We start from the raw sequence: 26,625 nt of genomic DNA, 5'->3' as shown, positions 1-26,625 counted from the left end.
ATTCAAGCGGCAATGGAACGCGCTGCAGCCAGAAAAGCGGCAAAAGAAAACGGCGAAGCAGTGCCGGTAGTCGAAACACCAGCGGCAAAACCAGCGATGGACGATGCCAAAAAAGCCGCGATTCAGGCAGCAATGGAACGGGCCGCAGCCAGAAAAGCGGCAAAAGAAAACGGCGAAGTAGCGCCGGTAGTCGAAACACCAGCGGCAAAATCAGCGATGGACGATGCCAAAAAAGCTGCGATTCAGGCAGCAATGGAACGGGCGGCAGCCAGAAAAGCGGCAAAAGAAAACGGTGAAGCAGCGCCGGTAGTCGAAACACCAGCGGCAAAACCAGCGATGGACGATGCCAAAAAAGCCGCAATTCAGGCGGCAATGGAACGGGCCGCAGCCAGAAAGGCAGCAAAAGAAAACGGTGAAGCAGCGCCGGTAGTCGAAACACCGGTGGCAAAACCAGTGATGGACGAGGAGAAAAAAGCTGCGATTCAGGCGGCGATGGCGCGTGCTGCGGCGCGTAAAGCACAACAAGCAGCCGAGAAAGGAGACCCAACATGATGGCATCCTCGCCCCATTTTTTCCGACTCACCAGCGTCAGCCGCATCATGCTCACCGTGTTGGCCGCATTGCTGCCCGGCACCGCTGTGGCCGTGTGGCTGTTTGGCTGTGCGGTATTGCTGCAGATCGCCTTAGCAACCACAACAGCATTAGCTGCGGAAGCATTGGTTTTGCGCTGGCGCGGTTTGCCGGTTCGTCCCTATCTCGCTGATGGTTCTGCTGTGGTGACGGCATGGTTAATTGCGTTGGCATTTCCACCGCTTGGCGTGTGGTGGCTGGTTGTCGTGGGAACGCTATTTGCGATTGTAGTGGCCAAGCATTTATATGGTGGGTTGGGCAATAATCCTTTTAACCCTGCAATGGTAGCGTATGCCCTGATGATTGTGTCGTTTCCGGCGCAGATGTCGCAATGGGCGGCACCGTTGTTATCGCTGGATAGTCTGCAACAACTGCAATGGGTTTTCTGGCGTGAATTGCCAACTGGCATGGCGTTAGATGCCATCAGCAGTGCCACGCCTTTGGATTATCTCAAAACACAGCTGATGAACGGGCAAACTGTGCCTCAACTGTTAGCTGATTCCACCCATTTTTCGGTGTTAGCGGGAGTGGGCGTTGAATGGCTGGCGGTGGCGTGGTTGCTCGGTGGGCTGTTTCTATTGCAACAACGGATTATGACATGGCATGCACCGGTGGCGTTATTGCTGGCAGTCGCTGCGCTGTCGGGTGTGATGCATCTCATAGATCCTCTGCGCTATGCGCCACCTGTGGTTCATCTGTTCAGCGGGGCCACCATGTTTGCAGCGTGGTTTATTGTGACCGATCCGGTGTCAGGCTCGACCACACCGAAAGGCAAACTGATTTTTGCCGCTGGGGTTGGTATCTTGCTGTATGTGATTCGAGTGTGGGGCAGTTTTCCTGATGGTGTGGCCTTTGCGGTATTGATTATGAATATTGCAGTGCCGTTTATCGACCGCTATACCCGTCCCCCTGTTTTTGGCCAACAACATAAAAAAATCACCACCAAGGCGGCGAAATCATGAAAACCGCTTTAACACAAGCCCGTCGCAGTGCGCTGACTCTCCTTGCCTTTGCTGTGGTGGCCAGCGCCATTTTAGCCTCAACCTATTGGCTAACCCGCGACACGGTATTAGCCAATGAACACGCTGCTAAGCTGGCTTTGCTCCAGCAAGTGTTGCCTAGCGATTACGATAACCAACCGCTGTCAGATACGGTGGCCTTGTCGCCGGTTGAAGCCAAACGTTTGGGACATGACCAGCCTGCCGTCATTCATCTGGCACGTCGTCAGGGGCAAGTGGTGGCGTATGCTTTTGAAACCGTTGCGCCTAATGGCTATAGCGGCAAAATCCGTTTGTTATTGGGTGTGGATGCCCAAGGTCAATTACTGGGTGTGCGCGTGGTGAGCCATAAAGAAACCCCCGGCTTGGGTGATTACATCGATTTGGCGAAAAGTGATTGGGCTCAGCAATTCACTGGCCAAAGCTGGCAGGGCCCTGCGGCAGCGGTTGGCTATTGGAAGGTCAAAAAAGATGGTGGCGCGTTTGACTATATGACAGGCGCGACAATCAGTGCCCGTGCGGTGACCAGCTGTGTGGGCCGTGCGGTGGCATGGTTGGACGAATGGAAACAAAAGGCGAATCGATGAGCAGCGTCTATCGTGAAATTGCCCACAATGGGCTGTGGAAACAAAATGCTGGCTTGGCGCAATTATTAGGGCTGTGTCCGGTGTTGGCGGTCAGTTCAACCGTGGTCAATGGCCTCGGTTTAGGGCTGGCCACGACGTTGGTGACTGCTCTGTCGGGGGCCGCAGTGGCAGCGGTGCGGCATTTAGTGCCGAATGAAATTCGCAATCCGGTGTTTATCCTCATCATTGCTGCATTGGTGACGGTGGTAGATCTGTCGATGAATGCGTGGGCCCACGATTTATACAACGTGCTGGGTATTTTTATTCCTTTGATTGTGACCAACTGCATTGTGCTGGCGCGGGCAGAGGCATTTGCCTCGAAACATCCCGTCCGTGAAGCCGCGTGGGATGGTTTGATGATGGGCTTGGGGTTGACGGGGGTATTGATTGCCTTGGGTGCGCTGCGTGAAGTCTGTGGCCGAGGGACGTTATTTGCTGGGTTGGATATGCTGTTTGGCCCTGCGGCAAAAACGTGGGTGTGGCATCTGGTACCGGCAGAGTGGAACTATCAGTTTTTATTGGCCTTGTTACCACCGGGGGCGTTTTTGGGCTTGGCGTTGTTAATTGCAGGCAAAAACCTTTTAGACGAACGGGCACGACAACGTGCTTTGCGGCAAAAAACTGTCACACAAGAAGTCTCGGCATGAAACCAAGTGTTCGTGAACAGATTTTTCTGCGCTTCCAACACGCTAATCCCAATCCGAAACCCGAATTAGCGTTTGCCAATCCGTTTCAATTACTGATTGCGGTGATTTTGTCAGCGCAAGCGACGGATATCAGCGTCAATAAAGCGACTGCCAAATTGTTTGCTGATGCAGCGACACCCGAGGCGATATTGGCGTTGGGTGAAGCTGGTTTGATACCTTATATTCAACAAATTGGCCTCTATCGCAATAAAGCGAAACATATCATTGCCACCTGCCAACGCTTGTTAGAACAACACCAAGGCCAAGTCCCCTCCGAACGTGCAGCCCTAGAAGCCTTACCGGGCGTTGGGCGCAAAACAGCCAATGTGGTATTGAATATCGCTTTTGGCCAACCCACCATTGCAGTCGATACCCATTTGTTTCGAGTCAGTAATCGGACGGGTTTAGCCCCCGGTAACACGGTTCGAGCGGTGGAAGATAATTTACTTGCAGTGGTACCAGAACGCTTTAAGCTAGATATCCACCATTGGTTGATTTTACATGGTCGCTATATTTGTAAGGCACGTAAGCCCGATTGTCAGCATTGTTTGATTGCTGATTTATGCGAATATCCTGATAAAAACTAAGTGATGCCTTGGTCTAGCGAAGATAGACCCTGCTGATAAGGACACAATCATGCTTATTTCTCCATCTTTCCCGCGTGTCGCTATCGTAACGGCATTGGCCGTGGCCTTAACCGGTTGTGATCGTATCCAACAGTATTTTAATCAACCCGCCCAAACCCCACCGGTGACCACCCAACAAGCTGGGGCACCCGTCGGGATGTTGGTGGCTGATTTGTCACAATTAGTTGAGCGTGAAGGGCCGGCTGTGGTCAATATCACGGCCAATAACCGCGAAGAACAAGACGAGGAAAATACCTCGCCGTTCCCTTTCCCGATTCCAGAAGACGATCCCTTCTTTGAGTTTTTCAAACGCTTTATGCCACCCGGTCAAGGCGGTGGCCGCAGCGCACCGACCGAGCGCGAAGCGATGTCGTATGGCTCTGGTTTTATTCTATCCACCGATGGTTTCATTATGACCAACGCCCATGTGGTGGCAGGGGCGAGTCAAATTCAGGTCAAGATGGCAGACAAACGCGAGTTCTCCGCCAAACTGATTGGGATGGATAAGCGCACGGATGTTGCCGTTTTAAAAATCGAAGCCACACAATTGCCTGCAGTGAAAATTGGCCAAGCCTCGCAATTAAAAGTCGGCGAGTGGGTGGCGGCAATTGGCGCGCCGTTTGGGTTTGATAACACTGTTACCGCCGGTATCGTTTCTGCCAAGGGACGCAATTTGCCGGATGATACCTATGTCCAGTTTATTCAAACCGATGTCGCCATTAACCCGGGTAACTCCGGTGGCCCGCTGTTTAACCTCAAAGGCGAGGTGGTGGGGATAAACTCACAGATTTACAGCCGTTCCGGTGGCTTTATGGGGATTTCCTTCTCCATTCCGATTGATGTCGCGATGCAAGTCGCTGAACAACTCAAGAAAAACGGTAAGGTTAGCCGTGGTCAGTTAGGTGTGCATATTCAAGAATTATCGCTCGATTTAGCCCAATCGTTTGGTCGTAAAACAGCAGAAGGTGCGTTGGTGGTCAATGTTGAACCCAATAGCCCTGCGGCAAGTGCTGGTTTGCAAATTGGCGATATTGTGTTGACGGTGGATGGCGAAGCGGTGGCGAGTTCGCGTGATTTGCCGTTGTTAATTGGTGGGCGGCAGCCGGGTACCAAAGTGAAACTAGGGCTGTGGCGTAAAGGGCAGGCTTTAGAAGTCGAGGTGACGTTGGCCGAGTTAAAACCTGATGCCGTCCCGACGCCAAGCAAAGAAGAACCGCCAAAAAATAATAAAACCAGTTTCCCCTCGTTAGGTCTGACGGTTGCCGAATTAAGCACAGCGCAACGGCAACAGCTGGCGATTAAGGGGGGTGTATTGGTGGAAAATGTGCGCGGATTGGCGGCAAAATCTGGTTTAATGCATGGTGATATTATTATCGCGGTCAATCAGCATGAAATTGCTGACGCCAAATCGCTAGAAAAATTATTGAATGAAAGCGGTGACAGTGCTGCACTCTTGGTGCGGCGGATGGATAACACGCTGTTTATTCCGTTGCGCTTAAAAGAGTGACAGTCAAAACAAAAAACAAAGGAGAAACTTTAGATGGACTTTTTAACCACTGATCTGTGCGACGAGTACAGCGACACCTTACAAGTCGCCACCCCGATGTTTCAATCGTATGGGGGCCATACGCGTTTTTGTGGCGAGATTCAAACGGTCAAAGTGTTTGAAGACAACTCGTTGGTACGCGAAGCCTTGGCCCAACCCGGCCACGGTAAAGTGTTAGTGGTCGATGGCGGTGGTTCGCTGCGTTGTGCCTTGGTCGGCGATCAAATCGGCGAATTGGCCGTGAAGAATGGCTGGGCTGGCATTATCGTCTATGGGTGTATTCGTGATTCTGTGGCGATTAACGCCTTGCCGATTGGGGTGCGTGCGTTGAATACCCATCCATTAAAATCGGTGAAAAAGGGCGCTGGCGATCATCAGCTGGTCGTGACCTTTGCAGGTGTGACGTTCCGTCCCGGACAGATCGTCTATGTCGATGAAGACGGTGTGATTGTTTCGCCTAAACCTTTACTGTAATTGATTGCGTTGTGCGGTGGCGGTGGCCACCGCCGCTATTGAAAGCTCGTCATGCCACAAACCAAGTTTTTATTGCCTGAATCGGATATCCCCACCCACTGGTACAACATCGTTGCCGATATGCCCAATGCCCCTGCGCCGGTGTTAGGGCCAGATGGCCAGCCGATTGGCCCTGATGCCTTGTCGGTGATTTTTCCCGATAACATCATTGAACAAGAAATCTCGACCGAGCGTTGGATTCCTATTCCGGAAGAAGTGCGCGAGATTTACCAACAATGGCGGCCTTCTCCGCTATTCCGTGCCCATCGTTTAGAACAGGCACTCGGTACCCCAGCGCGGATTTACTACAAATATGAAGGCATCAGTGCTGCTGGCTCACATAAGCTCAACTCGGCGGTGGCACAAGCTTGGTATAACCGCGAGGCGGGGATTCGCCGCATGACCACTGAAACCGGTGCCGGTCAATGGGGAACCTCGTTGGCACTCGCTGGCCAAATGTTTGGCATTGATGTGCGGGTGTATATGGTGAAGGTCAGCTATCAGCAAAAACCTTTCCGCCGCTCGATGATGCAAACATGGGGGGCCGAGGTCTTAGCCAGCCCAACCGATTTGACCGCTGCCGGTCGTGATGCGCTTGCCGCCGACCCGAACAACCCCGGCTCATTAGGATTGGCGATTGCCGAAGCGGTGGAAGAAGCCGCCAGCCGCAAAGACACCACCTATGGTTTAGGGTCTGTGCTGAATCATGTGTTGTTACATCAAACTGTGATTGGTCTGGAGGCGAAGAAACAATTTGAACTTGCCGGCGATTATCCTGATGTGATCTTTGCGCCATGTGGTGGCGGCTCGAATTTTGGTGGCGTTGCTTTCCCGTTCTTGGCAGATAAAGCGGCTGGCAAAAACGTCCGTTTAGTCGCCGTCGAACCGTCTTCATGCCCAAGCTTAACCCGTGGCCATTACGCTTACGATTTTGGTGATAGCGCCGGTTTAACCCCGTTGATGAAGCAATACACCCTCGGCCATGACTTTATGCCGCCTTCGATTCATGCCGGTGGTTTGCGTTATCACGGTGCTTCAAGCTTGGTTAGCCAGCTTTACAACGAAGGCTTGGTCGAAGCAGTGGCCGTGCCGCAGTTGGCAACCTTTGAAGCAGGTGTCACGTTTGCCCGTGCCGAAGGGATTGTGCCTGCGCCAGAATCATGCCATGGCATTCGTGCGGCGATTGATGAGGCCTTGCGTTGTAAAGAAAGCGGCGAACCCAAGGTGATTTTCTTCAATTTATCGGGTCATGGTCATTTTGATATGGCAAGTTACGATAAATACTTTGCAGGTGAACTGGAAGACTATGTCTATCCCGAAGAAGCCATCCGCGCTGCGTTGGCCCGTTTGCCTAGCTTTGCCTAAATAACAAGGATTGATGAGACATGGCATCTATTACGCTCGATGGTCAGGCTTTTCCTGTTGCCAATATCTTTTGCATTGGCCGTAACTATGCGGCCCATGTGGCAGAGTTGGGCAATGTGGTGGAAGAAGAACCGCTGGTGTTCCTCAAACCCACCTCGGCCTTAATTGACGAAAACCACCCCATCACCCTGCCGGCCTATTCACAAGATGTGCATCATGAATGTGAACTGGTGTTGTATATCGGCAAAGGGGGGCGGCATATCGCAGAGCAAGACGCCTTGTCTCATATCGCTGGTTATGGCATTGGCTTAGACCTTACTGCCCGTGATGTGCAAAGTGAACTCAAGAAAAAAGGCCAGCCGTGGACCAAAGCCAAAGGTTTTCCCTCGGCAGCCTGTGTGTCTGAGTTTGTGCCAGCAACGCGAGTGAACGACCCGCAACAACTCAGTTTCTCTCTCGCGGTCAATGGCGAATTCCGTCAGCGCGGTAACACCGAATTGATGTTGTTCTCGGTGGCTAAAATTGTTCACCATCTATCAACGCTATATGGTTTATCCGAAGGCGATGTGATTTTCACCGGCACCCCCGAAGGGGTCTCGCGCTTACAGGCGGGCGATCACTTATATTTGGTGTTGGACAATCTGATTGATGTGCGGTTTGAGGTGCAGGCATGACCGCCGACGCTGCATTAAGCAAGGTTCGGATTGATAAATGGCTGTGGGCGGCGCGTTTTTATAAAACGCGCGGTCTGGCACAAGAGGCGATTGAGGCGGGTCATGTCCGGCTCAATGGCGAACGTGCCAAGCCAGCCAAAACCCTTAAAGTCGGCGACCAGATTCTCCTAAAGTTGAATCAGCTGGAATATCACTTGACGGTGCTGGCGTTGTCCGAACGACGTGGTTCGGCAACGCTTGCACAACAGCTGTATCAAGAATCGGCAGCCAGCCTCGCTGCACGCGAGCAACGACAATTAGAACTAAAAGCCTTATATGCTGGCAGCGATTTAGGACAAAACCGCCCGACTAAAAAAGATCGACGCAAACTCGACCGTTTCCGCTCCGGTGGGTGGTAAGGTGGCATTGTCGCCAGCCACCGCTGCGGCGGTGTTTTACTTTTTTTATTTTTCCATTGTGGGTGTGATTTCGCCCTATTTCGGCCCTTATCTTAAAAGTTTAGGGTTTTCTTCGTGGTCAGTGGCGGTGTTACTGGCGCTTTCCCCCTTGTCGCGGCTGGGGCCGCCGGTGTTATGGGGGCTGTTAGCAGACCGCACGGGTCAAGGCCACCAGTTGATACAACTGGCCAGTGTGCTGTCCCTGTTGGGATTCTTATTTGCACTGTGGCGGCAAGATTTCTGGTTTATGTTTCTCGGCTTGGCTGTAATGCAGATCTTTTGGGCGGCGGCTTTGCCGTTAATGGAGGCGATCACCCTACATCATGTCGGCGCACGTTATGGACAAATTCGCGTGTGGGGCTCGATTGGTTTTGTGGTGGCGAGCCTCTCTGCCGCAGCGGTCATTGAGTGGTTTGGTTTATCTGTGGTGCCGTGGGTGATTTTGGCGATGTTGTTCGCCTTAGCGGCGGTCAGTGTCTTGGTGCCGCCGTGGGTGAAAACATCGCATACCGCCGATATCCCTTTACGCCCTATTTCCAGTTTTTTCCGCCAACGGCCTATTATCTGGCTGTTTGTTTGCTTCTTTTTAATGGCCTTTGCGCATGGCCCCTATTACAGCTTTTATTCAATCGGTTTAGCTGAACAGGGCTATTCCCCGTTGCAAATTGGTGGCCTGTGGAATTTGGGGGTGATGGCGGAAATTGCTCTATTTTGGTGGGTGACACATCTGAATCAACGCTATGACAGCCTTGATTTACTGCGGGTGAGTTTATTGATTGCCGCATTGCGTTTTACCTGTATTGCGCTGTGGCCGCAGTTGGGATGGTTGATGGCGTTGATGCAGTTGGGCCATGCGTTTACCTTTGCTTTGCATCATCAAGCGGCGTTGGCGCTGATTCATCGCTATTTCCCTGCTTACGCTCAAGGTCGGGCACAGGGGCTGTATATCATGGTGTCGTTTGGCTTGGGTGGCAGTTTGGGTGGATTGGTGGCAGGGGCGATGTGGGAATGGCAAGGGATGTTGAGTGCGTTTTTGCCTGCGGCGTGTGCTGCGGGTGTGGCGTATGGGTTGGCCTGTTACGCTATCCAGCGTGGTACAGAATCGGTGAAGAATTAGATGCTATTTGATAAACCTTATGTGATTGTCGATTTAGAAGCGACTGGTGGTGATTTGCTGCGCGACCGAGTGACGGAAATTGCCATTATTGAAATGCAAGGGGCCGTTGAACGAGATCGTTGGTCTAGCTTGGTCAATCCACAACAAGCGATTCCTCCTTTTGTGCAAGAAATCACCGGTATTCGCAATGAAATGGTGTCACAAGCACCGATTTTCGCCGAACTTGCCGATGAAATTTATACGCGGCTTCAGGGGCGCGTGTTGGTGGCGCACAATGCCCGTTTTGATTATGGTTTTTTAAAAAATGAATTCCGTCGTTTAGATCGTCGTTTTCAAACCTCAACCTTATGTACGGTCAAACTGTCTCAACGGCTGTATCCCGATGAAGGGAAACATAATCTTGATGCTTTAATCCAACGCCACGCTTTACCTGTGCACGAACGACATCGGGCATTAGGCGATGCTGAAAGCCTACAAGCTTTTATTCGTTTTCTGCTGCAACAACACAGCCCCGACACCCTACAACGTGAAATTCAAGCACTTAAACGGCGCACGGCATTGCCGGCGGGTATCGATGCTGACGTGGTGGATGCTTTACCAGAACAGGCGGGGGTATATGTCTTTTATGGTGCGGGTGATGCGTTGCTCTATGTCGGCAAGAGCATTAACTTGCGGGCGCGAGTATTAGAGCATTTTTATGCGGCTAATCGAAATAGCAAAGAAATGAAATTGGCACAGCAGGTGTGTCGTATTGAATGGCAAGAAACTTTGGGTGAATTTGGCGCTTTGCTGTTAGAGGCACAGTGGATTAAACAAAAACAACCGTTGCTTAACCGTATGGGGCGGGGTGAAGCGGGAAGCTACTCGATTGAACTGGTGGCCGATAGCGATGGCTTTTATCAAGCAAAAATAGTGGCCACACAGGATGTATTTAGCCAGAACACCACCCCGTTATATGGCTTGTTTCGCCATCCACGCGAGGCAAAAAGGGTGTTGCAGACTATTGCTGAACAACATGGTTTATGCCAGCGCCGTTTGGGGGTGGAACAGGTGACCAGTAAACAGCAAGGGCCTTGTTTTGCTTTTCAAGTGCGTCGCTGTCGTGGTGCTTGTGTTGGGCGTGAGCAACCTGCCGCATTTAACCAACGGCTAGTCACTGCGCTGGCGCGGTTGAAACTGGAAAACTGGTCATTTCCACAACCGATTGCTGTGGTTGAACAAGACCCGCTGTCTGGGAAAACGCTGCATCATGTGATTGACCAATGGTGTTACCTCGGCACCGCCGAACAGGGTTTGCTATCACACCCTAAAACATTCGATGCCGACATTTATCGCCTATTGCGCAAACAACTCAAAACCCCTTTCGATCACACGCGGGTTGTACCGTTTGCACAAGCAACAACAGACAGTTAATGCGCGTTTTCCCGTGTGTCCTTACTCTGCGGCTTTACCGCTGGTCATGATGGCACGGTTTTTACCGGCGCGCTTTGCTTCATACATGGCTGCATCAGCATGAGACAAGATGTCGGTGTTGCTGCGACCATGTTTAGGAATACAGGCCACGCCAATACTGGCACCTAATAGACAGGTGATGTCGTTGTTGAAGCGCATTGGTTTTGAAATGGCATCAATAATCTGATTGGCCCACATCAAAGCGCCTTCTTCGGTGGTGATGTTGTTGAGCAAGACCACAAACTCATCGCCTCCCAAGCGGCCAACAAAATGACTGGCGCCGATGACCTGTTGCAAGCGGCTGGCGACTTCTTTTAAAGCAAAATCGCCCACTTCGTGGCCATAGCGGTCGTTAATCGGTTTGAAACCATCGAGGTCAATAAACAATAAAGCCGCTTCGGTGTAAGGATTCGCCACGGCTTGGCTTAATACCTCACCAAGACGGGCACGGTTTGGCAGTCCGGTTAGGGCGTCGTGATGGGCTAAAAATTCAATCCGTTTGCGGGCTTCTTCTTCTATCGAAATATCTCGCACCACGCCAATAAACAGATTTTTGCCCGGGCGTTCAACTTCGGTGACCGCAAGGTGCATTGGAAACACCGAGCCATCTCGCCGTTGTCCTTTGACTTTGCGGCCTGTGCCGATAATGCGTGGGGTTTTTTCGTGGTTGTAACGGGCAAGGTAGCCGTCATGCTCATCACGAAATGGCGAAGGCATCAACATTTTGACATTCTGCCCAATGACTTCTTCGGCGGTATAGCCAAAGATCTGTTGTGCAGCTTTGTTGTACGACTTCACAATCCCAGCATCGTCAATCGCCAATACGCCTTCATACATATTGTCGAGAATACCGAACAAACTGCCTTGAATGGTGGCGATGCGCTGCATCGAACGCATCCGTGCTTCTAAGACATTTAAATCCATCGGTTTCACTAAATAATCATCTGCACCAGCGGTAAACCCCTCGATGATTTCATTGTTACCAGTCAAACTGGTCATAATAATCAGCGGTACCCACTTCTCCCCGCCCATTTTTTTGATCTGTCGCGTTGCTTCAATCCCATCCATCACCGGCATCACCACATCCATTAACACCAAGTCAGGTGGTGAAGCCTGATACGCCTTCACTGCTTCTAAGCCATTTGCCACATGGGTGACATGGTAACCCATGCTTTCTAGTACATTTTGTACATGTTTTGCGATAGAAATAGAGTCTTCAGCATATAAGATTTTCATAATTTGATGATTTTTCTGAGAGATGAATGGGTAGATGGCTTAACAAGGATGATAGAAATATCAAACGACTACGACAATTGCTGAAAACATGTAGCATATAAAACAAAAATGTGTTTTTGATAAACAAATCGCCGATTTTTTGCGATTTAATACCTGAAATAGCTAGATCGTGTTAGATGGTATGTGTCATCAGTCTTTAAGCGCTCTGTAATCTCTATCTACATGCGCTTCAGCACTCTTTGTTATCATCTGAGCTCTCTTATGTTTGGTTTTAGAAAGTCTGTTATGCAACTGCGATTTAGCAAAATGCAAGGGTTGGGCAATGATTTTGTGGTGGTGGATGGGGTGCGCCAACAGGTCAATTTATCGACAGACCAGCTGCAACAGCTGGGTGATCGCCGTTTTGGCATTGGGTTTGACCAATTGCTATTGGTTGAACCGCCACACGACCCAAACAACGATTTCCGCTATCGTATTTTCAATAACGATGGCAGCGAAGTTGAACAATGTGGTAATGGTGCCCGTTGCTTTGCCCGTTTTGTCTTTGAACAGGGTTTGACAGATAAAAAACAAATTCGGGTAGAAACCGCACGTGGGGTGATTGTGCCGGAGTTGTTGGACGGTGGTTTGGTGCGCGTTGATATGGGCAAACCACGCTTTGAACCTGCTGATATCCCTTTTATTGCCGAGCAAGATGCCGTGGAACATCTATTGGCCCTCGATCAAATCAATATCGCCGTTGGGGTGGTGTCGATGGGTAACCCTCATGCGGTGTTATGTGTGAATGAAGTGGACTCCGCACCCGTGGCAGAATGGGGGCCACATATTGAACATCATCCGCGTTTTCCTCAGCGCGTTAACGCAGGCTTCATGCAAGTCGTTGATCGTAGCCATATTCGCTTGCGTGTGTTTGAGCGCGGTGCAGGGGAAACGCTGGCTTGTGGGACGGGCGCCTGTGCTGCTGTGGTCAGTGGGATTCGCCGTGGCTTGCTTGATGCCAGTGTCGAAGTCACCACACGCGGTGGTGTTTTACGGATTGAATGGGCTGGCAATGGCCATTCAGTATGGATGACTGGGCCTGCGGTAACGGTATTCCAAGGCGAGGTCACACTGTGAAAGGGGACGATATTATGGCGATGAATGCAGCAGATATTGCTGCGTGGTTGGCTTCACATCCCGAGTTTTTTCATGACTATGCCGAGATGTTGGCAGAAATTCAGGTGCCACATCCGCATGCTGCCCATAGCGTGCCGTTGATTGAACGTCAGTTGTTGCTGTTGCGTGATAAAAATCGTCAATTGGCTTCGCATATGCGTGAGCTACTGCGTTATGGTGAACAAAACGATGTGATTGTTGACCGTGCCCATCGGATGGCGATTGATTTATTGCGTGCAACAACGGCAGAACGGGTGCTACAAGTCTCGTATAGCCATTTACGGTTAGACTTTGCTGTCCCGTGTGCTGATATTCGCTTGGTACATCCCAGAGCGCAGGGTTTGGGTGAAATTTATCTGGCCAATATCCCTGAACTCGAACGCTTGGGCGAGCGGCCTTATTGTGGGCCGTATGCCAGCGATGCGGTATTGCAGTGGTTCCCCGACGCCCATCGGATGCAATCCTTTGCGCGGGTGGCACTGCGGACGGTGCGTGGTGAAGTGTTTGGTATGTTGGCATTGGCCAGCGACGACCCGACCCGTTTTACCTCGGATATGAATACCGAGTTGTTGAGTCGTATCGCCGCTTTGATGGCAGCGGCGTTTGAACGCACGCTAGAACTGTAATTAGGCCAAGGGGCGCTGTAATGCAGCGCCTAAAGCGCGCAGTTGTTGCATCAATTCACTGAGCTGGCTTGGCGTTAACGCTTGGTCAGCATCACACCATGCCTCGCAGGGGTTAGGATGGACTTCAATCAGCAAACCATCGGCGCCTGCTGCTACCGCAGCACACGATAAAGCGGGTACCATCCACGCTTTACCTCCGGCATGGCTGGGGTCAACAATCACCGGCAAATGGGTTTCACGTTTCAGCACCGGAATGGCAGTCACGTCTAACACGTTGCGATAGGCCGTTTCAAAGGTACGGATACCGCGCTCACAGAAAATAATATTGTGATTTCCGCCTGCCGCAATATATTCGGCGGCCATTAGCCATTCACTGATGGTGCCGGATAAACCGCGTTTTAAAATCACAGGTTTGTTGACCCGTCCGACTTCTTTCAGCAAATCAAAGTTTTGCATGTTGCGGGCACCAATTTGGATTACATCCACATCGTATTCCAAGAAGGTATCTAACATCCGCACATCCATCAGTTCGGTCACGATGGGTAATTGACGACTGCGGGCAGAATGTAAAAAGTATTCTAAACCCGTGATGCCCAAACCTTGGAAGGCGTAGGGACTGGTACGGGGTTTGAATGCCCCACCGCGCATCATGCGACAACCGGCAGCCACCACCGCTTCTGCTGCGGCATCCATCTGTTCTTGTGTTTCGACCGAGCAAGGGCCGGCAATCACTTGCACTGGCAGACCACCGCCTAATTTAATCCCACGAATATCAATCACAGTATCGTTGCTATGACCTTCTCGCGATACAAAGCGATAAGGCTTCACTACATGCATGGCCTTTTCGACACCGGCCAATCGCTCAAATACTTCGCTGCTCAGTTGACGTTCATCACCGACAGCGCCAATTAAAGTGCGCTCGGTGCCGCGCGAAACATGCGCGGTTAAACCCACCCGTTCAATACGCTCGACCACCGCCTGAATCTCGGCCTCTTGCGCTTGGCTTTGCATGATGATAATCATCGACACGACTTCCTAAAAAAAGTCCCCCTCTCCTGTGGTGGTAATCACCCAACTGTGAGTACGGAGAGGGGGATCAGGGTAGGGATTACGATAAAAGTTTGACCAAAGCATGTACCGCCTGTTGTGCAGCGGTAAAGACCTGTGCTGGGGTGGCATCGCCATACATATACGCCGGTGCAGTGATAATGGCGTTGTTGTGATCGACACACGCTTGATCGACGGCGGTTACAACATGAGGAATACCCCAGCTGGCAGCTGCTTTCACCATATCAGGGTATTCACAGTCCCCCAAAGTCAGTTGCACATTGCTCAATCCCACATCACGCGCCGCGATAGCCACAGCGAGGGGCGCCGCACACAGTGCGACCACCGGCTTTTTGCTTTGTAGCGCTTGACGTAACACTTGACCAATATCGTCAGCCAGTTGTGCTTTGTCACCTGCGGTTAAAAAATCGGTGAAGTTTTTCACGGCACCAAAACCACCCGGCATCACGATTGCAGCGTAGTTTGCTACATCGAGCTCGTCTAAGGCATGAATTTTACCGCGTGCAATCCGTGCTGATTCAGTCAGGATATTGCGGCTTTCCTCTGCCACTTGCCCTTGTGCATGATCGATGACGTGCATTTGTGGGCGATTGGGGGCAAAAAAGGCAACGTCTAATCCGGCTTGTGAAAGCGCTACGATTAGGCTGACCGCCTCGGTCAGTTCAGAACCATCATAAACACCAGAACCAGATAACACCACGGCAATGGGTAGGGCGGAAGACGTCATGAATAACCTCCAGTAACAAGCAATGCTCCCATTTAGGGAGCAGGACGGGAATTAGCCAGCGTAGTGTTGCAAAGCCTCACGCAAGACTGTGATAAAGCGGGCATTTTCTTCAGCTAGACCAATGCTCACACGCAGGCTGTTTGGCATCCGGTAGCCAGCCAACGGCCGCACAATGACCCCATGATGCAGTAAATAATCATTGATTTGTGCTGCATGATCGCAGTGGAAGGTGACAAAATTCGCACGAGAGGGAATAAAGCTGAGTCCCATCTCGGTTAACGCAGCGGTAATCTGCTGCATTCCCTCATCATTGACACGGCGGCTTTCTTGTAAAAAAACCTCATCTTGCAAGGCAGCGACAGCCGCAGCTTGGGCCAGCGAATTGACATTAAATGGTTGTCGCACTCGATTTACCAAATCTGCGACTTCGCTATTGCTAATTGCGAAACCGACACGTAAACCGGCTAGGCCATAGGCTTTCGAGAAAGTGCGGCTGACAATCAGATTTTGAAACTCACGAGTCCACGCCACACTGTCGCCGCCTTCGCCCTCAGCCAGATACTCGGTGTAGGCTTCATCCAATACGACCAGCACTTCCTTCGGAACACTGGCGATAAACTGATGCAGCTCATCGGCAGGTAAAAGGGTGCCAGTGGGGTTATTTGGATTGGCGATAAAGATAATTTTTGTTTTTTCAGTGATCGCCGCCCGCATCGCCGCTAAATCATGTCCCCATGCCTGAGCTGCCACTTCTACCCCTGTTGCCCCAGTCACTTGCGTCACCAGCGGATACACGGCAAAGGCAAATTCCGAATAGATGGCCTCATCGCCCGGGCCCAAAAAGGTTCGTGCCACCAGCTCTAACACATCATTTGAACCATTGCCGAGAATAATTTGCTGTGGTGCCACTTTAAAACGCGAGGCAAGGGCGTGTTTTAGCGCAAAGCCATTCCCATCGGGATAACGTGCCAAATCGGCGACAGCGGCCTGTAGTGCGGCCTGTGCTTGTGACCCCATACCAAGCGGGTTTTCATTCGAGGCCAATTTCACAATCGAGGCTTCGTCTAAATCCATCTCGCGTGCTAATTCGCTGATGGGCTTTCCGGGTTGATAGGGGGCGATCGCACGGATCGACTCGGGGGCAAGGGTTGCGTACAGCATGAACACTCCAAAATCAACGTAAAATTAGGCTCCAGCGCGGTCTAACCATTTTGGGACAGTGACGGCCTGATAGCCGCTTAAGCGTTGAATCAGGTCTTCTGGTTCACGGGCATGGACAATCAAAGACAAATGGTCGTTGCGGATAAAACCTTGGGCAGCGGAGTGGCGTAAAAACGCCACCATCGGCAAGTAAAAATCTGCCACATCCAACAGACCAACCGGTTTGTTGTGCATACCAAGTTGGGCCCAAGTTAGAACCTCAAAAAACTCTTCGAATGTGCCAAAACCACCCGGCAAGGCAACAAAACCATCGGCCAACTCGGCCATCTTGGCTTTGCGGCTGTGCATGGAATCGACCACATGCAGTTCAGTCAGTCCGACGTGGCCAATTTCTTTTTGCATCAGAAATTCGGGAATGACTCCCACCACTTCGCCACCGGCTGCCATCACCGCATCAGCCACCACACCCATCAAGCCAACACGGCCACCACCATAAATCAGGCGTATGCCACGACCCGCTAATTCCAACCCCAACAAGCGGGCAGCCACTTCATACTCTGGGCGATTACCGAACTGAGAGCCACAAAATACGCACAGATTTTTCACGATGTTCTGTTCCTTAAATCACCGCCACGGGATATGAACCAATCACTTTCACAAAAGCCGCCCGTTGGCGCAAAGCATCTAATGCTTCTTGCATTTTCTGGTCGGCTTGGTGACCTTCTAAATCCATAAAGAATACATATTCCCACAATCCGGTGCGAGAGGGGCGAGATTCGAGTTTGGTCATGCTGACACCGGCATCGGCCAAGGGGGCTAACAAGCTGTGTACCGCCCCCGGACGGTTTTGGGCAGAGCACACCAACGTGGTTTTATCACGGCCTGATGGCGTAGCATCCTGATGCCCCAATACCAAAAAGCGCGTGGTGTTATTAGGTTCATCTTCGATATTTTCATGCAACCGCACCAAACCGTAGCGTTCTGCTGCTGCCGTGCCAGCAATCGCAGCAACGGTTTCATCCTCGCTGGCTAAGCGTGCTGCTTCGGCATTACTTGCCACCGACACGCGCTCAACATCGGGCAAGAAACGGTTTAGCCACTCGTGGCATTGAGCCAGCGATTGCGCGTGAGAATAGACCTTACGCGGGAGTGGGGCGTCTGGGTTTTTACGCAATAAATGATGATGAATGCGCAACACCACTTCGCCACAGATTTTTAGCGGCGTGCTGACTAGCAAATCCAAGGTACGTCCGACTGCGCCCTCGGTGGAGTTTTCCACCGGCGCAACCACATAGTCACAGTTGCGCGCCTCAACCACCCGAAATGCCTCATCAATCGAAACACAAGCCACTGTATTGGCCGCATGGCCAAAGTGTTTCACCGCCGCCGCTTGGCTAAATGTTCCTTCTGGGCCTAAGAAAGCAATCGACAGCGGTTTTTCTAATGACAAGCACGCCGACATGATTTCACGGAACAGAATCGCCACCGATTCATCTGGTAGCGGGCCTTGGTTCAAGTCTTTAATGCGGCGTAATACCTGAGCCTCACGTTCAGGGCGATAAATCACCCCACCGCCTTTGATCTCACCAATGGCACGCGCATGGCCGGCACGTTGATTGAGTAAAGACAAAATTTCGGCATCAATGCTGTCGATGGCATGGCGATGGGTACTTAAGGCTTGGTCGTCGTGGTTGGGGGCATGAGGGGCAGCAGACATAATCTTTCCTTCGGGCATTAACGCGGATGACGGCTAGCGAAGTCGTGCATAAAGTTGACGAGCGCTTTGACACCATCAATTGGCATCGCATTGTAAATCGATGCCCGTAAGCCACCCACCGAGCGGTGCCCCTTAAGTTGTACTAAGCCGCGATCTGCTGCTTGTTCAAGGAACAAGGCATCCAAAGCCGAATCATGAATGCGGAACGGCACATTCATTTTTGACCGGAATGGCGCTTCAACAGGGCAGCTATAGAAACCGGCGCTGTCTTCAATCGCTTGATATAACAGCTGGGCTTTTTCTTCATTGCGTGCGGCAATGCCCTTAATACCACCTTGGGCCAACAACCATTTGAACACCAAACCAGCGATGTAAATCGAGAATGTCGGTGGGGTGTTATACATCGATTCAGCGTCAGCATGAACGCGATAATCGAACATGGTTGGTGTTGCTGGCGACACTTCGCCCAATAAATCTTCACGCACAATCACCACAGTCAACCCTGCGGGGCCAATGTTTTTCTGGGCACCGGCAAAAATCAAACCGTAGCGGTTGATATCGATTGGGCGTGATAAAAAGTCGGAGGACATATCACACACCACCGGCACATCAGCAGTGGGCTCGAACGGGAATTGCACACCACCGATTGTCTCGTTCGAGACATAATGCAAATACGCGGCATCGGGTGAACAACGCCACTGTGCTTGTTCTGGCACATAGCTAAAGGCGCGGTCTTCGCTGCTGGCAACAATATTGACATTCGCAAAGTGCTTGGCTTCTTTTGCTGCCATTTTCGACCAATGACCGGTCAACACGATGTCAATAGATTGTTTTCCACGCAACAAATTCATTGGCACCATCGCAAATTGGCTGGTGGCACCGCCTTGGAGAAACAACACTTTATAGTTTTTTGGAATATCCAATAGCGTGCGCAAATCGGCTTCGGCTTGATGGATGATTTCCATAAATTCGCGCCCACGATGGCTCATTTCCATCACTGACATGCCAGAACCATGCCAATCAGCGAGTTCACGTTGTGCGTCTAACAACACTTCATACGGCAGGACCGCAGGCCCTGCAGAAAAGTTATACACCTTACTCATCAGTTGAGAATCTCCGAGGGCCGCCGCAGCGGCAGGTTAAGCCAATAAGAAATGGGCACGTGCGACAGCGACTGGCTGGCGCGCATCTTCTTGCCACGCTTCAATCAACATGTGTGCTACACGCTTGCCTTGCTTGGTGAGAGAACACCGTGCGAACAGCGGTTGGGGCCGACCACTTTTCAAATAATCCAAAGAAAAATCGATTACCTTTGGCGGCTCGAGCGATTCCCGAATCCACATCAGATGAATTAAGGCCGCATTTTCCAAAAAACCACCAATGACCCCACCGTGCAATGCTGGGAGGATGGGATTGCCGACATTACGCTCGGCAAAGGGCAAGGTAAACAGCAGATTTCCTTCGCCATCTTCAGACATTTCAACCCCTAACAAGCGGGCGTAAGGAATGCTGTCAATAATCCCGTGATAGTCTTTGGCATCACGTAAGGCTAAAAAACGGGTCATGTAATCGCTGGTCATGCCTGTCCTCCGCCTAAAACTGCCCGACTTGAAGCCCGCATAAAGGTTGCTAGACCGTGCGCAATCGGATTATTCATGTCCTGTTGGTAACACACCGCACGAGTAAAGGCGATTTGTCGTCCCAACTTATAACATTCCGCCCGACAGAACACGGTTTGCTGTGGCTGTGCGGGCTTGAGATAGTCAATACGCAGGTCGAGGGTGGCCATCGCTTCCGCTTCTTCCAAGCCAGTAAATGCCGACAACGCGCTACAGGTATCGACCAAGCTGGTAATCACGCCACCGTGTAATACACCCGTGGCAGGGTTACCGACTAATTCCTCCCGCCAATCCACCGCTAAAATGACCCAGTTCTCTGCGCTATCTACAAAACGCAGACCCAGCGTGGCGCAATGCGGCAAGCTGACGAACCATTGTTGCATGCGGTCAATCAACGGTGTCATGAACCACCTCGCTGTTTTCGCCCTCAGCTTCTGCCTCACCAAGCGTGGTATCGTCCTCGTCACGTTCGGCGATTTTTTCCAAACTGACTAATTTTTCGCCTTCGTCCAAGTTAATCAACCGCACGCCTTGGGCGGCACGGCCGGTTTCCCGAATTTCTGCGACACGGGTGCGAATCAACACACCACCATCGGTCATCAGCATCAGCTCATCGGTTTCCTCAACCAAAGCGGCGGCGACTAAGGCGCCGTTGCGTTCGCCGGTGTCAATGGCAATCACGCCTTGTGTGCCACGACGACTCTTACGATATTCGCTGATCGGTGTGCGTTTACCATAGCCTTTGGCAGTGGCAGTCAGCACTTGGGCAAAGTCTGCAGCATTGGCGGGTGCGCTCAGCATGGCAATCACAAAATTGCCTTCTGGCAGTTCCATCCCTTTGACACCCCGCGCACTGCGACCCATAGCACGCACTTCTTGCTCATCAAACCGCACTGCCTTGCCAGCATCAGAGAACAACATCACTTCATGACTGCCATCGGTCATCGATGCGCCAATCAGATAATCACCCTCATCCAAACCAAGGGCGATAATGCCGCTGCTGCGTGGACGGGAGAAGTCGGACAAGGCGCTTTTCTTCACAATACCGGCGCGGGTGGTCATAAAGACAAAACGGTCATCGCTAAATTCACGCACTGGCAAGATGGCATTCAGTTTTTCACCTTCGGCCAGTGGGAGTAAGTTGATGATTGGCTTACCGCGTGAATTGCGGCTGCCCTGTGGCAATTCATAGACTTTGATCCAATACACCCGACCAAAACTCGAGAAGCACAATAGGTAGTCGTGGCTATTGGCAACAAAAAGATTATCAATGAAATCTTCTTCTTTGGTTGCCATTGCCTGTTTACCGCGTCCGCCTCGGCGTTGGGCTTGGTAATCCCCAATCGGCTGCGCTTTCATATAACCGCTATGCGACAGGGTGACGACCATATCTTGGCGTGGGATTAAATCTTCGATGTGAATATCCGCGCCATATTTTTCGATTTCCGAGCGACGCGCATCACCAAACTGGGTTTTAATTTGGTTCAACTCTTGTGCGATGATTTCATTCACTCGCTCGGATTTCGCCAAAATATCAAGCAGGTCGATGATGGTATCCATCACTTCACGGTATTCGCCGATAATTTTGTCTTGTTCCAGACCAGTCAAACGCTGCAAGCGCAACTCTAAAATAGCCTGCGTTTGTGCTTCGGACAGGCGATAACCGGCGGCAGAAAGACCATATTCTGGCAATAAACCTTCTGGGCGGGCTTGTTGTGCATCGACTTTGCTCAACATCTCGCTGACCAAAGCAGACGGCCACGTCCGCGCCATCAATTCACTCTTGGCTTGTGCCGGATTCGGTGCACTTTTCACCAAAGTAATCACTTGATCGACATGCGACAGTGCAACCGCCAGACCTTCTAAAATATGGCCACGCTCACGTGCCTTACGCAGTTCAAACACAGTGCGGCGGGTTACAACTTCGCGGCGATGGCGCAGGAAGGCTTCGAGGATTTGTTTTAAGTTAAGTAAACGCGGCTGACCATCAACCAAGGCCACCATGTTCATGCCAAAACTGTCTTGCAGCTGGGTGTGTTTGTATAAATGGTTCAGTACAACATCAGGGGTTTCATTGCGCTTGAGCTCAATTACCACGCGCATACCCGACTTATCCGATTCATCCCGCAAATCGGAAATGCCTTCCACCACTTTCTCACGCACCAACTCCCCAATTTTGATTAACAAATTGGCTTTGTTGACCTGATAAGGCAGCTCATCGATGATGATGGCTTGGCGATCTTTGCCAAATTCCTCGACGTGGGTACGCGCACGAATCACCACCCGTCCACGGCCGGTACGATAGCCTTCACGCACCCCAGCGGTGCCGTAAATAATACCGGCAGTCGGAAAATCGGGGGCAGGGATAAAATCAATCAGCTCATCAATGGTTAAGTCAGGCTTATCGAGTAAGGCCAACAGTGCATTGACCACTTCATTGAGGTTATGCGGTGGGATATTGGTTGCCATCCCCACGGCAATCCCTGAGCTACCATTGATCAATAAATTCGGGATTTTGGCAGGTAAAACCAGCGGTTCATGTTCAGAACCATCGTAGTTTGGCCCAAAATCAACGGTTTCTTTTTCAATATCGGCGAGTAATTCATGGGCAATGCGTGCCATACGAATTTCGGTATAACGCATCGCAGCAGCATTATCACCATCCACCGAACCAAAGTTACCTTGGCCATCAATCAGGGGATAGCGTAGCGAGAAGTCCTGTGCCATTCGCACAATAGTGTCGTATACCGCCGTGTCGCCATGTGGGTGGTATTTACCAATCACATCACCCACGATACGGGCAGATTTCTTATAAGCACGATTCCAGTCGTTATGAAGTTCGTGCATCGCGAATAACACGCGGCGGTGAACAGGCTTGAGGCCATCACGCACGTCGGGGAGCGCGCGCCCTACGATTACGCTCATGGCGTAATCCAGATAGGAACGACGCATCTCCTCTTCGAGACTGATGGAAATGGTTTCCTTGGCGAATAATTGGTCTGTCATGAGGTCAGCGCACACACTTTGCGGTACGAAAAATGACCCAGATTCTAACACGGACAGCGTCCTAAACACAGGCGGCAATAAAATGAAATTAGATGCAAACTATGTGCCTTGCTGTGGCCATAGCCAAGGCAGTCTGAGCTTGCTAGATGCCTTGCTTGGGTAAAACCGATACAATCCGCCCGTTTTCGACTGTTGCTCACGCTTGGGAGACTGTATCTTGCATCCTGCTGCCCTTTCTTTACCATCTTGGATGGCCGCGCAACAACATCAGGTAGAACAGGCTCTATTGCGTGTTTTGCCTTCTGAACAAAAACATCCACAGCGTTTTCATGCCGCAATGCGTTATGCGGTGTTAAATGGCGGAAAACGGGTACGGCCCTTGCTTGTCTATGCTGCGGGTGAGCTCAGTCATGCCTCTGCCGAAGTGTTAGACGTTGCAGCTTGTGCGGTTGAGCTGATTCACAGCTATTCGTTGGTGCACGATGATTTACCGTGTATGGATAACGATGTCTTGCGACGCGGTAAACCGACTTGTCACGTTGCCTTTGATGAAGCCACTGCGCTGTTGGCGGGTGATGCTTTGCAAACATTGGCTTTTGAAATCCTATGCCAACCCTTACCCAGCCTAACAGCGAATACACAACTGTTATTATTGAAAGAATTAAGCCATGCCAGTGGTGCTGGTGGGATGGCGGGTGGACAAGCGATTGACTTGGCCGCCGTGGGCAAACAGCTTAATCAAGCTGAATTGGAACAGATGCACTGCTTGAAAACGGGGGCATTGATCCGAGCCGCTATCTTATTAGGGGCGCATGCCGGACAGGTAGAGGCCGAACAGATCGCAGCGTTGGAACGTTTTGCTGGCCGGATGGGTCTGGCCTTCCAAGTAGTAGATGATATTTTAGATTGTGAAGCGGATAGCCAAACCCTAGGCAAAACCGCCGGCAAAGATGCCGCCCAAGACAAACCTACCTACGTCAGTATCATGGGTTTAGCCGCTGCCAAGGCGTTTGCAGCGGACTTGCATCAAGATGCCCGCGCTGCCTTAACCCCATTTGGTGATGATGCCAAGCGCCTGTTGCAACTGGCCGACTACATCATTACCCGTTCTTTTTAATGGATGAATGCTTGCCATCATGAGCTTACTTGACCGTATCGACTCCCCTGCGGATTTGCGTGCCCTCGACCGTAAGGACCTTCCTGTGTTGGCGCGTGAGTTGCGAGAATTTCTTGTGGAATCGGTCAGCAAGACCGGTGGACACTTTGCCTCGAATTTAGGCGCCATCGAATTAACCATTGCCCTGCATTACGTATTTAACACCCCAGATGATCGTTTGGTGTGGGATGTGGGACATCAGACCTATCCGCATAAAATTCTGACTGGCCGCCGTCATCTCATGCACACCCTACGGCAAAAAGGTGGGATTGCTGGCTTTCCAAAACGCTGTGAATCACCGTATGACACTTTTGGTGTCGGTCATTCTTCCACTTCGATTTCAGCCGCCCTCGGTATGGCCGTCGCTGCCAAACAAGCCAGACTCGACCGTCGCGTGGTGGCGATTATTGGCGATGGTGCGATGACCGCCGGCCAAGCGTTTGAAGCATTGAATAACGCTGGCACGATGGATGCCAATTTATTGGTGATTTTGAACGACAATGATATGTCAATCTCGCCTAATGTCGGGGCATTGAACCATTACCTCACTAAGCTGATGAGTGGTCGTTTTTATGCCAAGATGAAAAAAGGCTCGAAAAACGTGCTCGGCATTGCTCCGCCGTTGCAGAAATTAGCTGCGCGGGCAGAAGAACACGTCAAGGGCATGATCACACCATCAACGTTGTTTGAAGAATTTGGTTTTAATTATCTTGGCCCGATTGATGGCCATGATTTACCAACCTTAATCGACACTCTCTCGAATATCCGTCAGCTCTCTGGCCCGCAGTTTTTGCATGTGGTGACCCGTAAAGGGCAAGGTTATAAGCTGGCCGAAAACGATCCTGTGTTGTATCACGGCGTATCAAAATTCAGTCCTGCCAGTGGTTTAGCAACGGCAAAAGGAACGAGTAAACCAAGCTATACCCAGATTTTCGGGGATTGGTTATGTGATATGGCCAAAATCGATCATCGCTTGGTGGGGATTACCCCAGCGATGCGCGAGGGCTCGGGTTTAGTGCGTTTTGAAAAAGAACATCCTGACCGCTATTTCGATGTCGGTATTGCCGAGCAACACTCGGTGACCTTTGCCGCAGGGATGGCCTGTGATGGTCTGAAACCGGTGGTGGCGATTTACTCCACCTTCTTGCAACGTGCTTACGATCAACTGATTCATGATGTGGCAATTCAAAATTTGCCGGTGTTGTTTGCGATTGATCGTGCTGGCCTAGTTGGTGCCGATGGCCCAACCCATGCTGGCGCGTTTGATTTATCGTATTTACGGTGCATTCCCAATATGGTGGTGATGGCACCTTCGGATGAAAATGAATGTCGTCAGATGCTCTACACTGGCTTTTTGCACGATGGGCCAGTGGCTGTGCGTTATCCACGTGGCAGTGGCAGCGGTGTAGTGCCCGAGAGCAATATGACTGCCTTCCCCATCGGGAAAGCGCGGGTGTTACGGCAAGGGCAAGGTGAAGTTGCCATTTTAGCGTTTGGTAGTATGGTGCATCCTGCGTGGCAAGCGGCTGAGGCCTGTGATGCAACGCTGGTGGATATGCGTTTTGTGAAACCGTTGGATGTGGCGTTGTTGACCTCATTGGCACAGCAGCATCGTTATTTTGTGACGATTGAGGAAAATGCGGTGGCGGGTGGTGCTGGGGCTGGCTGTGCTGAAGCTTTGACCGCCTGTTCTCATCGTCCAGCTTTCTTACATCTTGGTTTACCTGATGAGTTTGTTGAACACGGCGATCCGGCGGTGTTGCTGGCGGACTGTGGTTTAGATGCCGAGGGTATTCTCGCTTCAGTGAAAACGTGGTTATCGACCTGCGAGAATGTATGACGATCTGGGCGAACATGGTGTTCGTCTTCAGACCACTGGCAAACCCCCGATTTTTTTGGGGGTTTTGTTTTTTTGATGAGAAGTCGTAGAACTAATGGTGAGTAACCCCTTTGGGGTGACGACACCCTATAATCAACCATATCATCCTAAAACCTATCTCAATCATGCTGCCGCTGCTCGATCCAAAGAACGATTACATCTTCAAACGTCTCTTTGCCCAATCACCCGAATTGCTATCCGATTTGATCAACAGCATCCGCTACGATCAACCACCGATTACCATTACGGATATTCTCAACCCCAATATCTCTGGTGAAGACCTCCACGCCAAGGAAATCGTGTTAGATGTCTTAGCCAAAGATGGCTTTGGCGTGCAATACAATATTGAAATTCAGGTGCGGAAACAGACGTATTGGGGAGAGAGAAGTTTGTATTACAGTTCGCGTCTTATCAGCGAACAGTTAGAAAGCGGTCAATCCTATCGCGAGATGAAACATGTGATTTGTATTCATCTACTGGATTTTGATTTATTCCCCGACCATCCTGAACAAGCTTCATGGCGGTTTGAACTGCGCGATCAACATATTCCTGATGTTGTCCTCACCAAAGCACAGCAAATTGATATTCTGGAATTAGACAAAGCC

At 51.1% G+C, this 26,625-nt stretch carries 26 protein-coding genes and 1 pseudogene; 17 read left to right on the top strand and 10 right to left on the bottom strand.

Going from position 1 to position 26,625, the window contains the following annotated elements; genetic code table 11:
* From ACTBZS_RS07430 to ACTBZS_RS07375, 12 genes and pseudogenes are all read left to right on the top strand, one after another.
* Positions 1-552, top strand: a pseudogene (locus ACTBZS_RS07430) (hypothetical protein); the annotation flags it as partial.
* Positions 549-1,592, top strand: coding sequence for an RnfABCDGE type electron transport complex subunit D (locus ACTBZS_RS07425; protein WP_460429600.1), 1,044 nt, complete (start codon positions 549-551; stop codon positions 1,590-1,592). The pseudogene ACTBZS_RS07430 and the gene ACTBZS_RS07425, both read left to right, overlap by 4 nt.
* On the top strand, positions 1,589-2,215 hold the full coding sequence (rsxG, locus tag ACTBZS_RS07420; protein ID WP_463043725.1) for an electron transport complex subunit RsxG: 627 nt from the start codon (positions 1,589-1,591) through the stop codon (positions 2,213-2,215). The genes ACTBZS_RS07425 and rsxG overlap by 4 nt, the downstream gene beginning before the upstream one ends.
* Entirely contained in the window at positions 2,212-2,901 is a 690-nt protein-coding gene (locus tag ACTBZS_RS07415) for an electron transport complex subunit E (protein WP_460429602.1), read from the top strand. Before rsxG ends, ACTBZS_RS07415 begins: the two co-directional genes overlap by 4 nt.
* Positions 2,898-3,527 carry an endonuclease III gene (gene nth / locus ACTBZS_RS07410; RefSeq protein ID WP_460429603.1) on the top strand — a complete coding sequence of 210 codons (630 nt, stop codon included), beginning with the start codon at positions 2,898-2,900 and terminating at the stop codon, positions 3,525-3,527. The genes ACTBZS_RS07415 and nth overlap by 4 nt, the downstream gene beginning before the upstream one ends.
* 49 nt (positions 3,528-3,576) lie before the next feature.
* Entirely contained in the window at positions 3,577-5,073 is a 1,497-nt protein-coding gene (locus ACTBZS_RS07405) for a DegQ family serine endoprotease (RefSeq protein WP_463043724.1), read from the top strand.
* A gap of 33 nt (positions 5,074-5,106) precedes the next feature.
* On the top strand, positions 5,107-5,586 hold the full coding sequence (gene rraA / locus ACTBZS_RS07400; RefSeq protein ID WP_460429605.1) for a ribonuclease E activity regulator RraA: 480 nt from the start codon (positions 5,107-5,109) through the stop codon (positions 5,584-5,586).
* A 51-nt stretch (positions 5,587-5,637) separates the two neighbouring features.
* Positions 5,638-6,990 carry a TrpB-like pyridoxal phosphate-dependent enzyme gene (locus ACTBZS_RS07395; RefSeq protein ID WP_022654613.1) on the top strand — a complete coding sequence of 451 codons (1,353 nt, stop codon included), beginning with the start codon at positions 5,638-5,640 and terminating at the stop codon, positions 6,988-6,990.
* A 20-nt stretch (positions 6,991-7,010) separates the two neighbouring features.
* Complete coding sequence (locus tag ACTBZS_RS07390; protein WP_463043723.1) at positions 7,011-7,664, top strand: fumarylacetoacetate hydrolase family protein; 654 nt, start codon at positions 7,011-7,013, stop codon at positions 7,662-7,664.
* On the top strand, positions 7,661-8,062 hold the full coding sequence (locus tag ACTBZS_RS07385) for an RNA-binding S4 domain-containing protein (RefSeq protein WP_463043722.1): 402 nt from the start codon (positions 7,661-7,663) through the stop codon (positions 8,060-8,062). Before ACTBZS_RS07390 ends, ACTBZS_RS07385 begins: the two co-directional genes overlap by 4 nt.
* 1 nt (position 8,063) lies before the next feature.
* The gene (locus tag ACTBZS_RS07380) at positions 8,064-9,218 is read left to right on the top strand and encodes an MFS transporter (protein ID WP_463043721.1); all 1,155 of its coding nucleotides are present in this window, start codon (positions 8,064-8,066) and stop codon (positions 9,216-9,218) included.
* A complete protein-coding gene (locus ACTBZS_RS07375) occupies positions 9,219-10,631 on the top strand; it encodes an exonuclease domain-containing protein (protein WP_463043720.1) in 1,413 nt (470 codons plus the stop codon).
* Between the two features lie 21 nt (positions 10,632-10,652).
* On the opposite strand, the gene ACTBZS_RS07370 is transcribed toward ACTBZS_RS07375, so the two are convergent.
* Complete coding sequence (locus tag ACTBZS_RS07370; RefSeq protein WP_463043719.1) at positions 10,653-11,906, bottom strand: two-component system response regulator; 1,254 nt, start codon at positions 11,904-11,906, stop codon at positions 10,653-10,655.
* A 285-nt stretch (positions 11,907-12,191) separates the two neighbouring features.
* Between ACTBZS_RS07370 and dapF the strand changes: the two genes are divergently transcribed.
* Together dapF and ACTBZS_RS07360 are read left to right on the top strand one after the other, a co-directional pair.
* On the top strand, positions 12,192-13,022 hold the full coding sequence (dapF, locus tag ACTBZS_RS07365) for a diaminopimelate epimerase (RefSeq protein WP_460429611.1): 831 nt from the start codon (positions 12,192-12,194) through the stop codon (positions 13,020-13,022).
* The gene (locus tag ACTBZS_RS07360; RefSeq protein ID WP_463043718.1) at positions 13,019-13,687 is read left to right on the top strand and encodes a DUF484 family protein; all 669 of its coding nucleotides are present in this window, start codon (positions 13,019-13,021) and stop codon (positions 13,685-13,687) included. Before dapF ends, ACTBZS_RS07360 begins: the two co-directional genes overlap by 4 nt.
* Here the strand turns inward: ACTBZS_RS07360 and aroF are convergent, their stop codons facing one another.
* The 9 genes from aroF to gyrA all read right to left on the bottom strand — a co-directional run bounded on the left by aroF (position 13,688) and on the right by gyrA (position 22,985).
* The gene (gene aroF, locus ACTBZS_RS07355; RefSeq protein ID WP_463043717.1) at positions 13,688-14,710 is read right to left on the bottom strand and encodes a 3-deoxy-7-phosphoheptulonate synthase; all 1,023 of its coding nucleotides are present in this window, start codon (positions 14,708-14,710) and stop codon (positions 13,688-13,690) included.
* Between the two features lie 85 nt (positions 14,711-14,795).
* Positions 14,796-15,482 (bottom strand): isoprenoid biosynthesis glyoxalase ElbB, encoded by a 687-nt coding sequence (gene elbB, locus ACTBZS_RS07350; protein ID WP_463043716.1) that lies wholly within the window; start codon positions 15,480-15,482, stop codon positions 14,796-14,798.
* A gap of 51 nt (positions 15,483-15,533) precedes the next feature.
* Entirely contained in the window at positions 15,534-16,643 is a 1,110-nt protein-coding gene (hisC, locus tag ACTBZS_RS07345; RefSeq protein ID WP_463043715.1) for a histidinol-phosphate transaminase, read from the bottom strand.
* Between the two features lie 24 nt (positions 16,644-16,667).
* Positions 16,668-17,249: an LOG family protein gene (locus ACTBZS_RS07340; protein WP_460429616.1), complete on the bottom strand. Its 582-nt coding sequence runs from the start codon at positions 17,247-17,249 to the stop codon at positions 16,668-16,670.
* Between the two features lie 13 nt (positions 17,250-17,262).
* Positions 17,263-18,360: a prephenate dehydratase gene (gene pheA, locus ACTBZS_RS07335; protein ID WP_460429617.1), complete on the bottom strand. Its 1,098-nt coding sequence runs from the start codon at positions 18,358-18,360 to the stop codon at positions 17,263-17,265.
* A 17-nt stretch (positions 18,361-18,377) separates the two neighbouring features.
* Complete coding sequence (gene serC / locus ACTBZS_RS07330; protein ID WP_463043714.1) at positions 18,378-19,463, bottom strand: 3-phosphoserine/phosphohydroxythreonine transaminase; 1,086 nt, start codon at positions 19,461-19,463, stop codon at positions 18,378-18,380.
* A 36-nt stretch (positions 19,464-19,499) separates the two neighbouring features.
* Entirely contained in the window at positions 19,500-19,940 is a 441-nt protein-coding gene (locus ACTBZS_RS07325) for a PaaI family thioesterase (RefSeq protein WP_022654507.1), read from the bottom strand.
* A complete protein-coding gene (locus ACTBZS_RS07320; protein WP_022654506.1) occupies positions 19,937-20,383 on the bottom strand; it encodes a PaaI family thioesterase in 447 nt (148 codons plus the stop codon). The genes ACTBZS_RS07325 and ACTBZS_RS07320 overlap by 4 nt, the downstream gene beginning before the upstream one ends.
* A complete protein-coding gene (gene gyrA, locus ACTBZS_RS07315) occupies positions 20,367-22,985 on the bottom strand; it encodes a DNA gyrase subunit A (RefSeq protein ID WP_460429619.1) in 2,619 nt (872 codons plus the stop codon). The genes ACTBZS_RS07320 and gyrA overlap by 17 nt, the downstream gene beginning before the upstream one ends.
* Positions 22,986-23,235: 250 nt before the next feature.
* Between gyrA and ACTBZS_RS07310 the strand changes: the two genes are divergently transcribed.
* The 3 genes from ACTBZS_RS07310 to ACTBZS_RS07300 all read left to right on the top strand — a co-directional run.
* The gene (locus tag ACTBZS_RS07310) at positions 23,236-24,102 is read left to right on the top strand and encodes a polyprenyl synthetase family protein (RefSeq protein ID WP_460429870.1); all 867 of its coding nucleotides are present in this window, start codon (positions 23,236-23,238) and stop codon (positions 24,100-24,102) included.
* Positions 24,103-24,121: 19 nt separating this feature from the next.
* Positions 24,122-25,981, top strand: coding sequence for a 1-deoxy-D-xylulose-5-phosphate synthase (gene dxs, locus ACTBZS_RS07305; protein ID WP_463043713.1), 1,860 nt, complete (start codon positions 24,122-24,124; stop codon positions 25,979-25,981).
* A gap of 164 nt (positions 25,982-26,145) precedes the next feature.
* Positions 26,146-26,625 (top strand): Rpn family recombination-promoting nuclease/putative transposase (locus ACTBZS_RS07300; RefSeq protein WP_463043712.1); only part of this gene is annotated, 480 nt, incomplete at its 3' end.

This window comes from Aquaspirillum sp., assembly GCF_055136605.1.
The sequence above is the reverse complement of the archived record's forward strand: the minus strand, read 5'-3'. Positions and strand labels throughout refer to the sequence as shown.

Excerpts from the sequence above, each read along its gene's own strand:
- ACTBZS_RS07425 (WP_460429600.1), top strand. The coding sequence starts at position 549 with ATGATGGCATCCTCGCCCCATTTTTTCCGACTCACCAGCGTCAGCCGC.
- rsxG (WP_463043725.1), top strand. The coding sequence starts at position 1,589 with ATGAAAACCGCTTTAACACAAGCCCGTCGCAGTGCGCTGACTCTCCTT.
- ACTBZS_RS07415 (WP_460429602.1), top strand. The coding sequence starts at position 2,212 with ATGAGCAGCGTCTATCGTGAAATTGCCCACAATGGGCTGTGGAAACAA.
- nth (WP_460429603.1), top strand. The coding sequence starts at position 2,898 with ATGAAACCAAGTGTTCGTGAACAGATTTTTCTGCGCTTCCAACACGCT.
- ACTBZS_RS07405 (WP_463043724.1), top strand. The coding sequence starts at position 3,577 with ATGCTTATTTCTCCATCTTTCCCGCGTGTCGCTATCGTAACGGCATTG.
- rraA (WP_460429605.1), top strand. The coding sequence starts at position 5,107 with ATGGACTTTTTAACCACTGATCTGTGCGACGAGTACAGCGACACCTTA.
- ACTBZS_RS07395 (WP_022654613.1), top strand. The coding sequence starts at position 5,638 with ATGCCACAAACCAAGTTTTTATTGCCTGAATCGGATATCCCCACCCAC.
- ACTBZS_RS07390 (WP_463043723.1), top strand. The coding sequence starts at position 7,011 with ATGGCATCTATTACGCTCGATGGTCAGGCTTTTCCTGTTGCCAATATC.
- ACTBZS_RS07385 (WP_463043722.1), top strand. The coding sequence starts at position 7,661 with ATGACCGCCGACGCTGCATTAAGCAAGGTTCGGATTGATAAATGGCTG.
- ACTBZS_RS07375 (WP_463043720.1), top strand. The coding sequence starts at position 9,219 with ATGCTATTTGATAAACCTTATGTGATTGTCGATTTAGAAGCGACTGGT.
- ACTBZS_RS07370 (WP_463043719.1), bottom strand. The coding sequence starts at position 11,906 with ATGAAAATCTTATATGCTGAAGACTCTATTTCTATCGCAAAACATGTA.
- dapF (WP_460429611.1), top strand. The coding sequence starts at position 12,192 with ATGCAACTGCGATTTAGCAAAATGCAAGGGTTGGGCAATGATTTTGTG.
- aroF (WP_463043717.1), bottom strand. The coding sequence starts at position 14,710 with ATGATTATCATCATGCAAAGCCAAGCGCAAGAGGCCGAGATTCAGGCG.
- elbB (WP_463043716.1), bottom strand. The coding sequence starts at position 15,482 with ATGACGTCTTCCGCCCTACCCATTGCCGTGGTGTTATCTGGTTCTGGT.
- hisC (WP_463043715.1), bottom strand. The coding sequence starts at position 16,643 with ATGCTGTACGCAACCCTTGCCCCCGAGTCGATCCGTGCGATCGCCCCC.
- pheA (WP_460429617.1), bottom strand. The coding sequence starts at position 18,360 with ATGTCTGCTGCCCCTCATGCCCCCAACCACGACGACCAAGCCTTAAGT.
- serC (WP_463043714.1), bottom strand. The coding sequence starts at position 19,463 with ATGAGTAAGGTGTATAACTTTTCTGCAGGGCCTGCGGTCCTGCCGTAT.
- ACTBZS_RS07325 (WP_022654507.1), bottom strand. The coding sequence starts at position 19,940 with ATGACCAGCGATTACATGACCCGTTTTTTAGCCTTACGTGATGCCAAA.
- ACTBZS_RS07320 (WP_022654506.1), bottom strand. The coding sequence starts at position 20,383 with ATGACACCGTTGATTGACCGCATGCAACAATGGTTCGTCAGCTTGCCG.
- gyrA (WP_460429619.1), bottom strand. The coding sequence starts at position 22,985 with ATGACAGACCAATTATTCGCCAAGGAAACCATTTCCATCAGTCTCGAA.
- ACTBZS_RS07310 (WP_460429870.1), top strand. The coding sequence starts at position 23,236 with ATGGCCGCGCAACAACATCAGGTAGAACAGGCTCTATTGCGTGTTTTG.
- dxs (WP_463043713.1), top strand. The coding sequence starts at position 24,122 with ATGAGCTTACTTGACCGTATCGACTCCCCTGCGGATTTGCGTGCCCTC.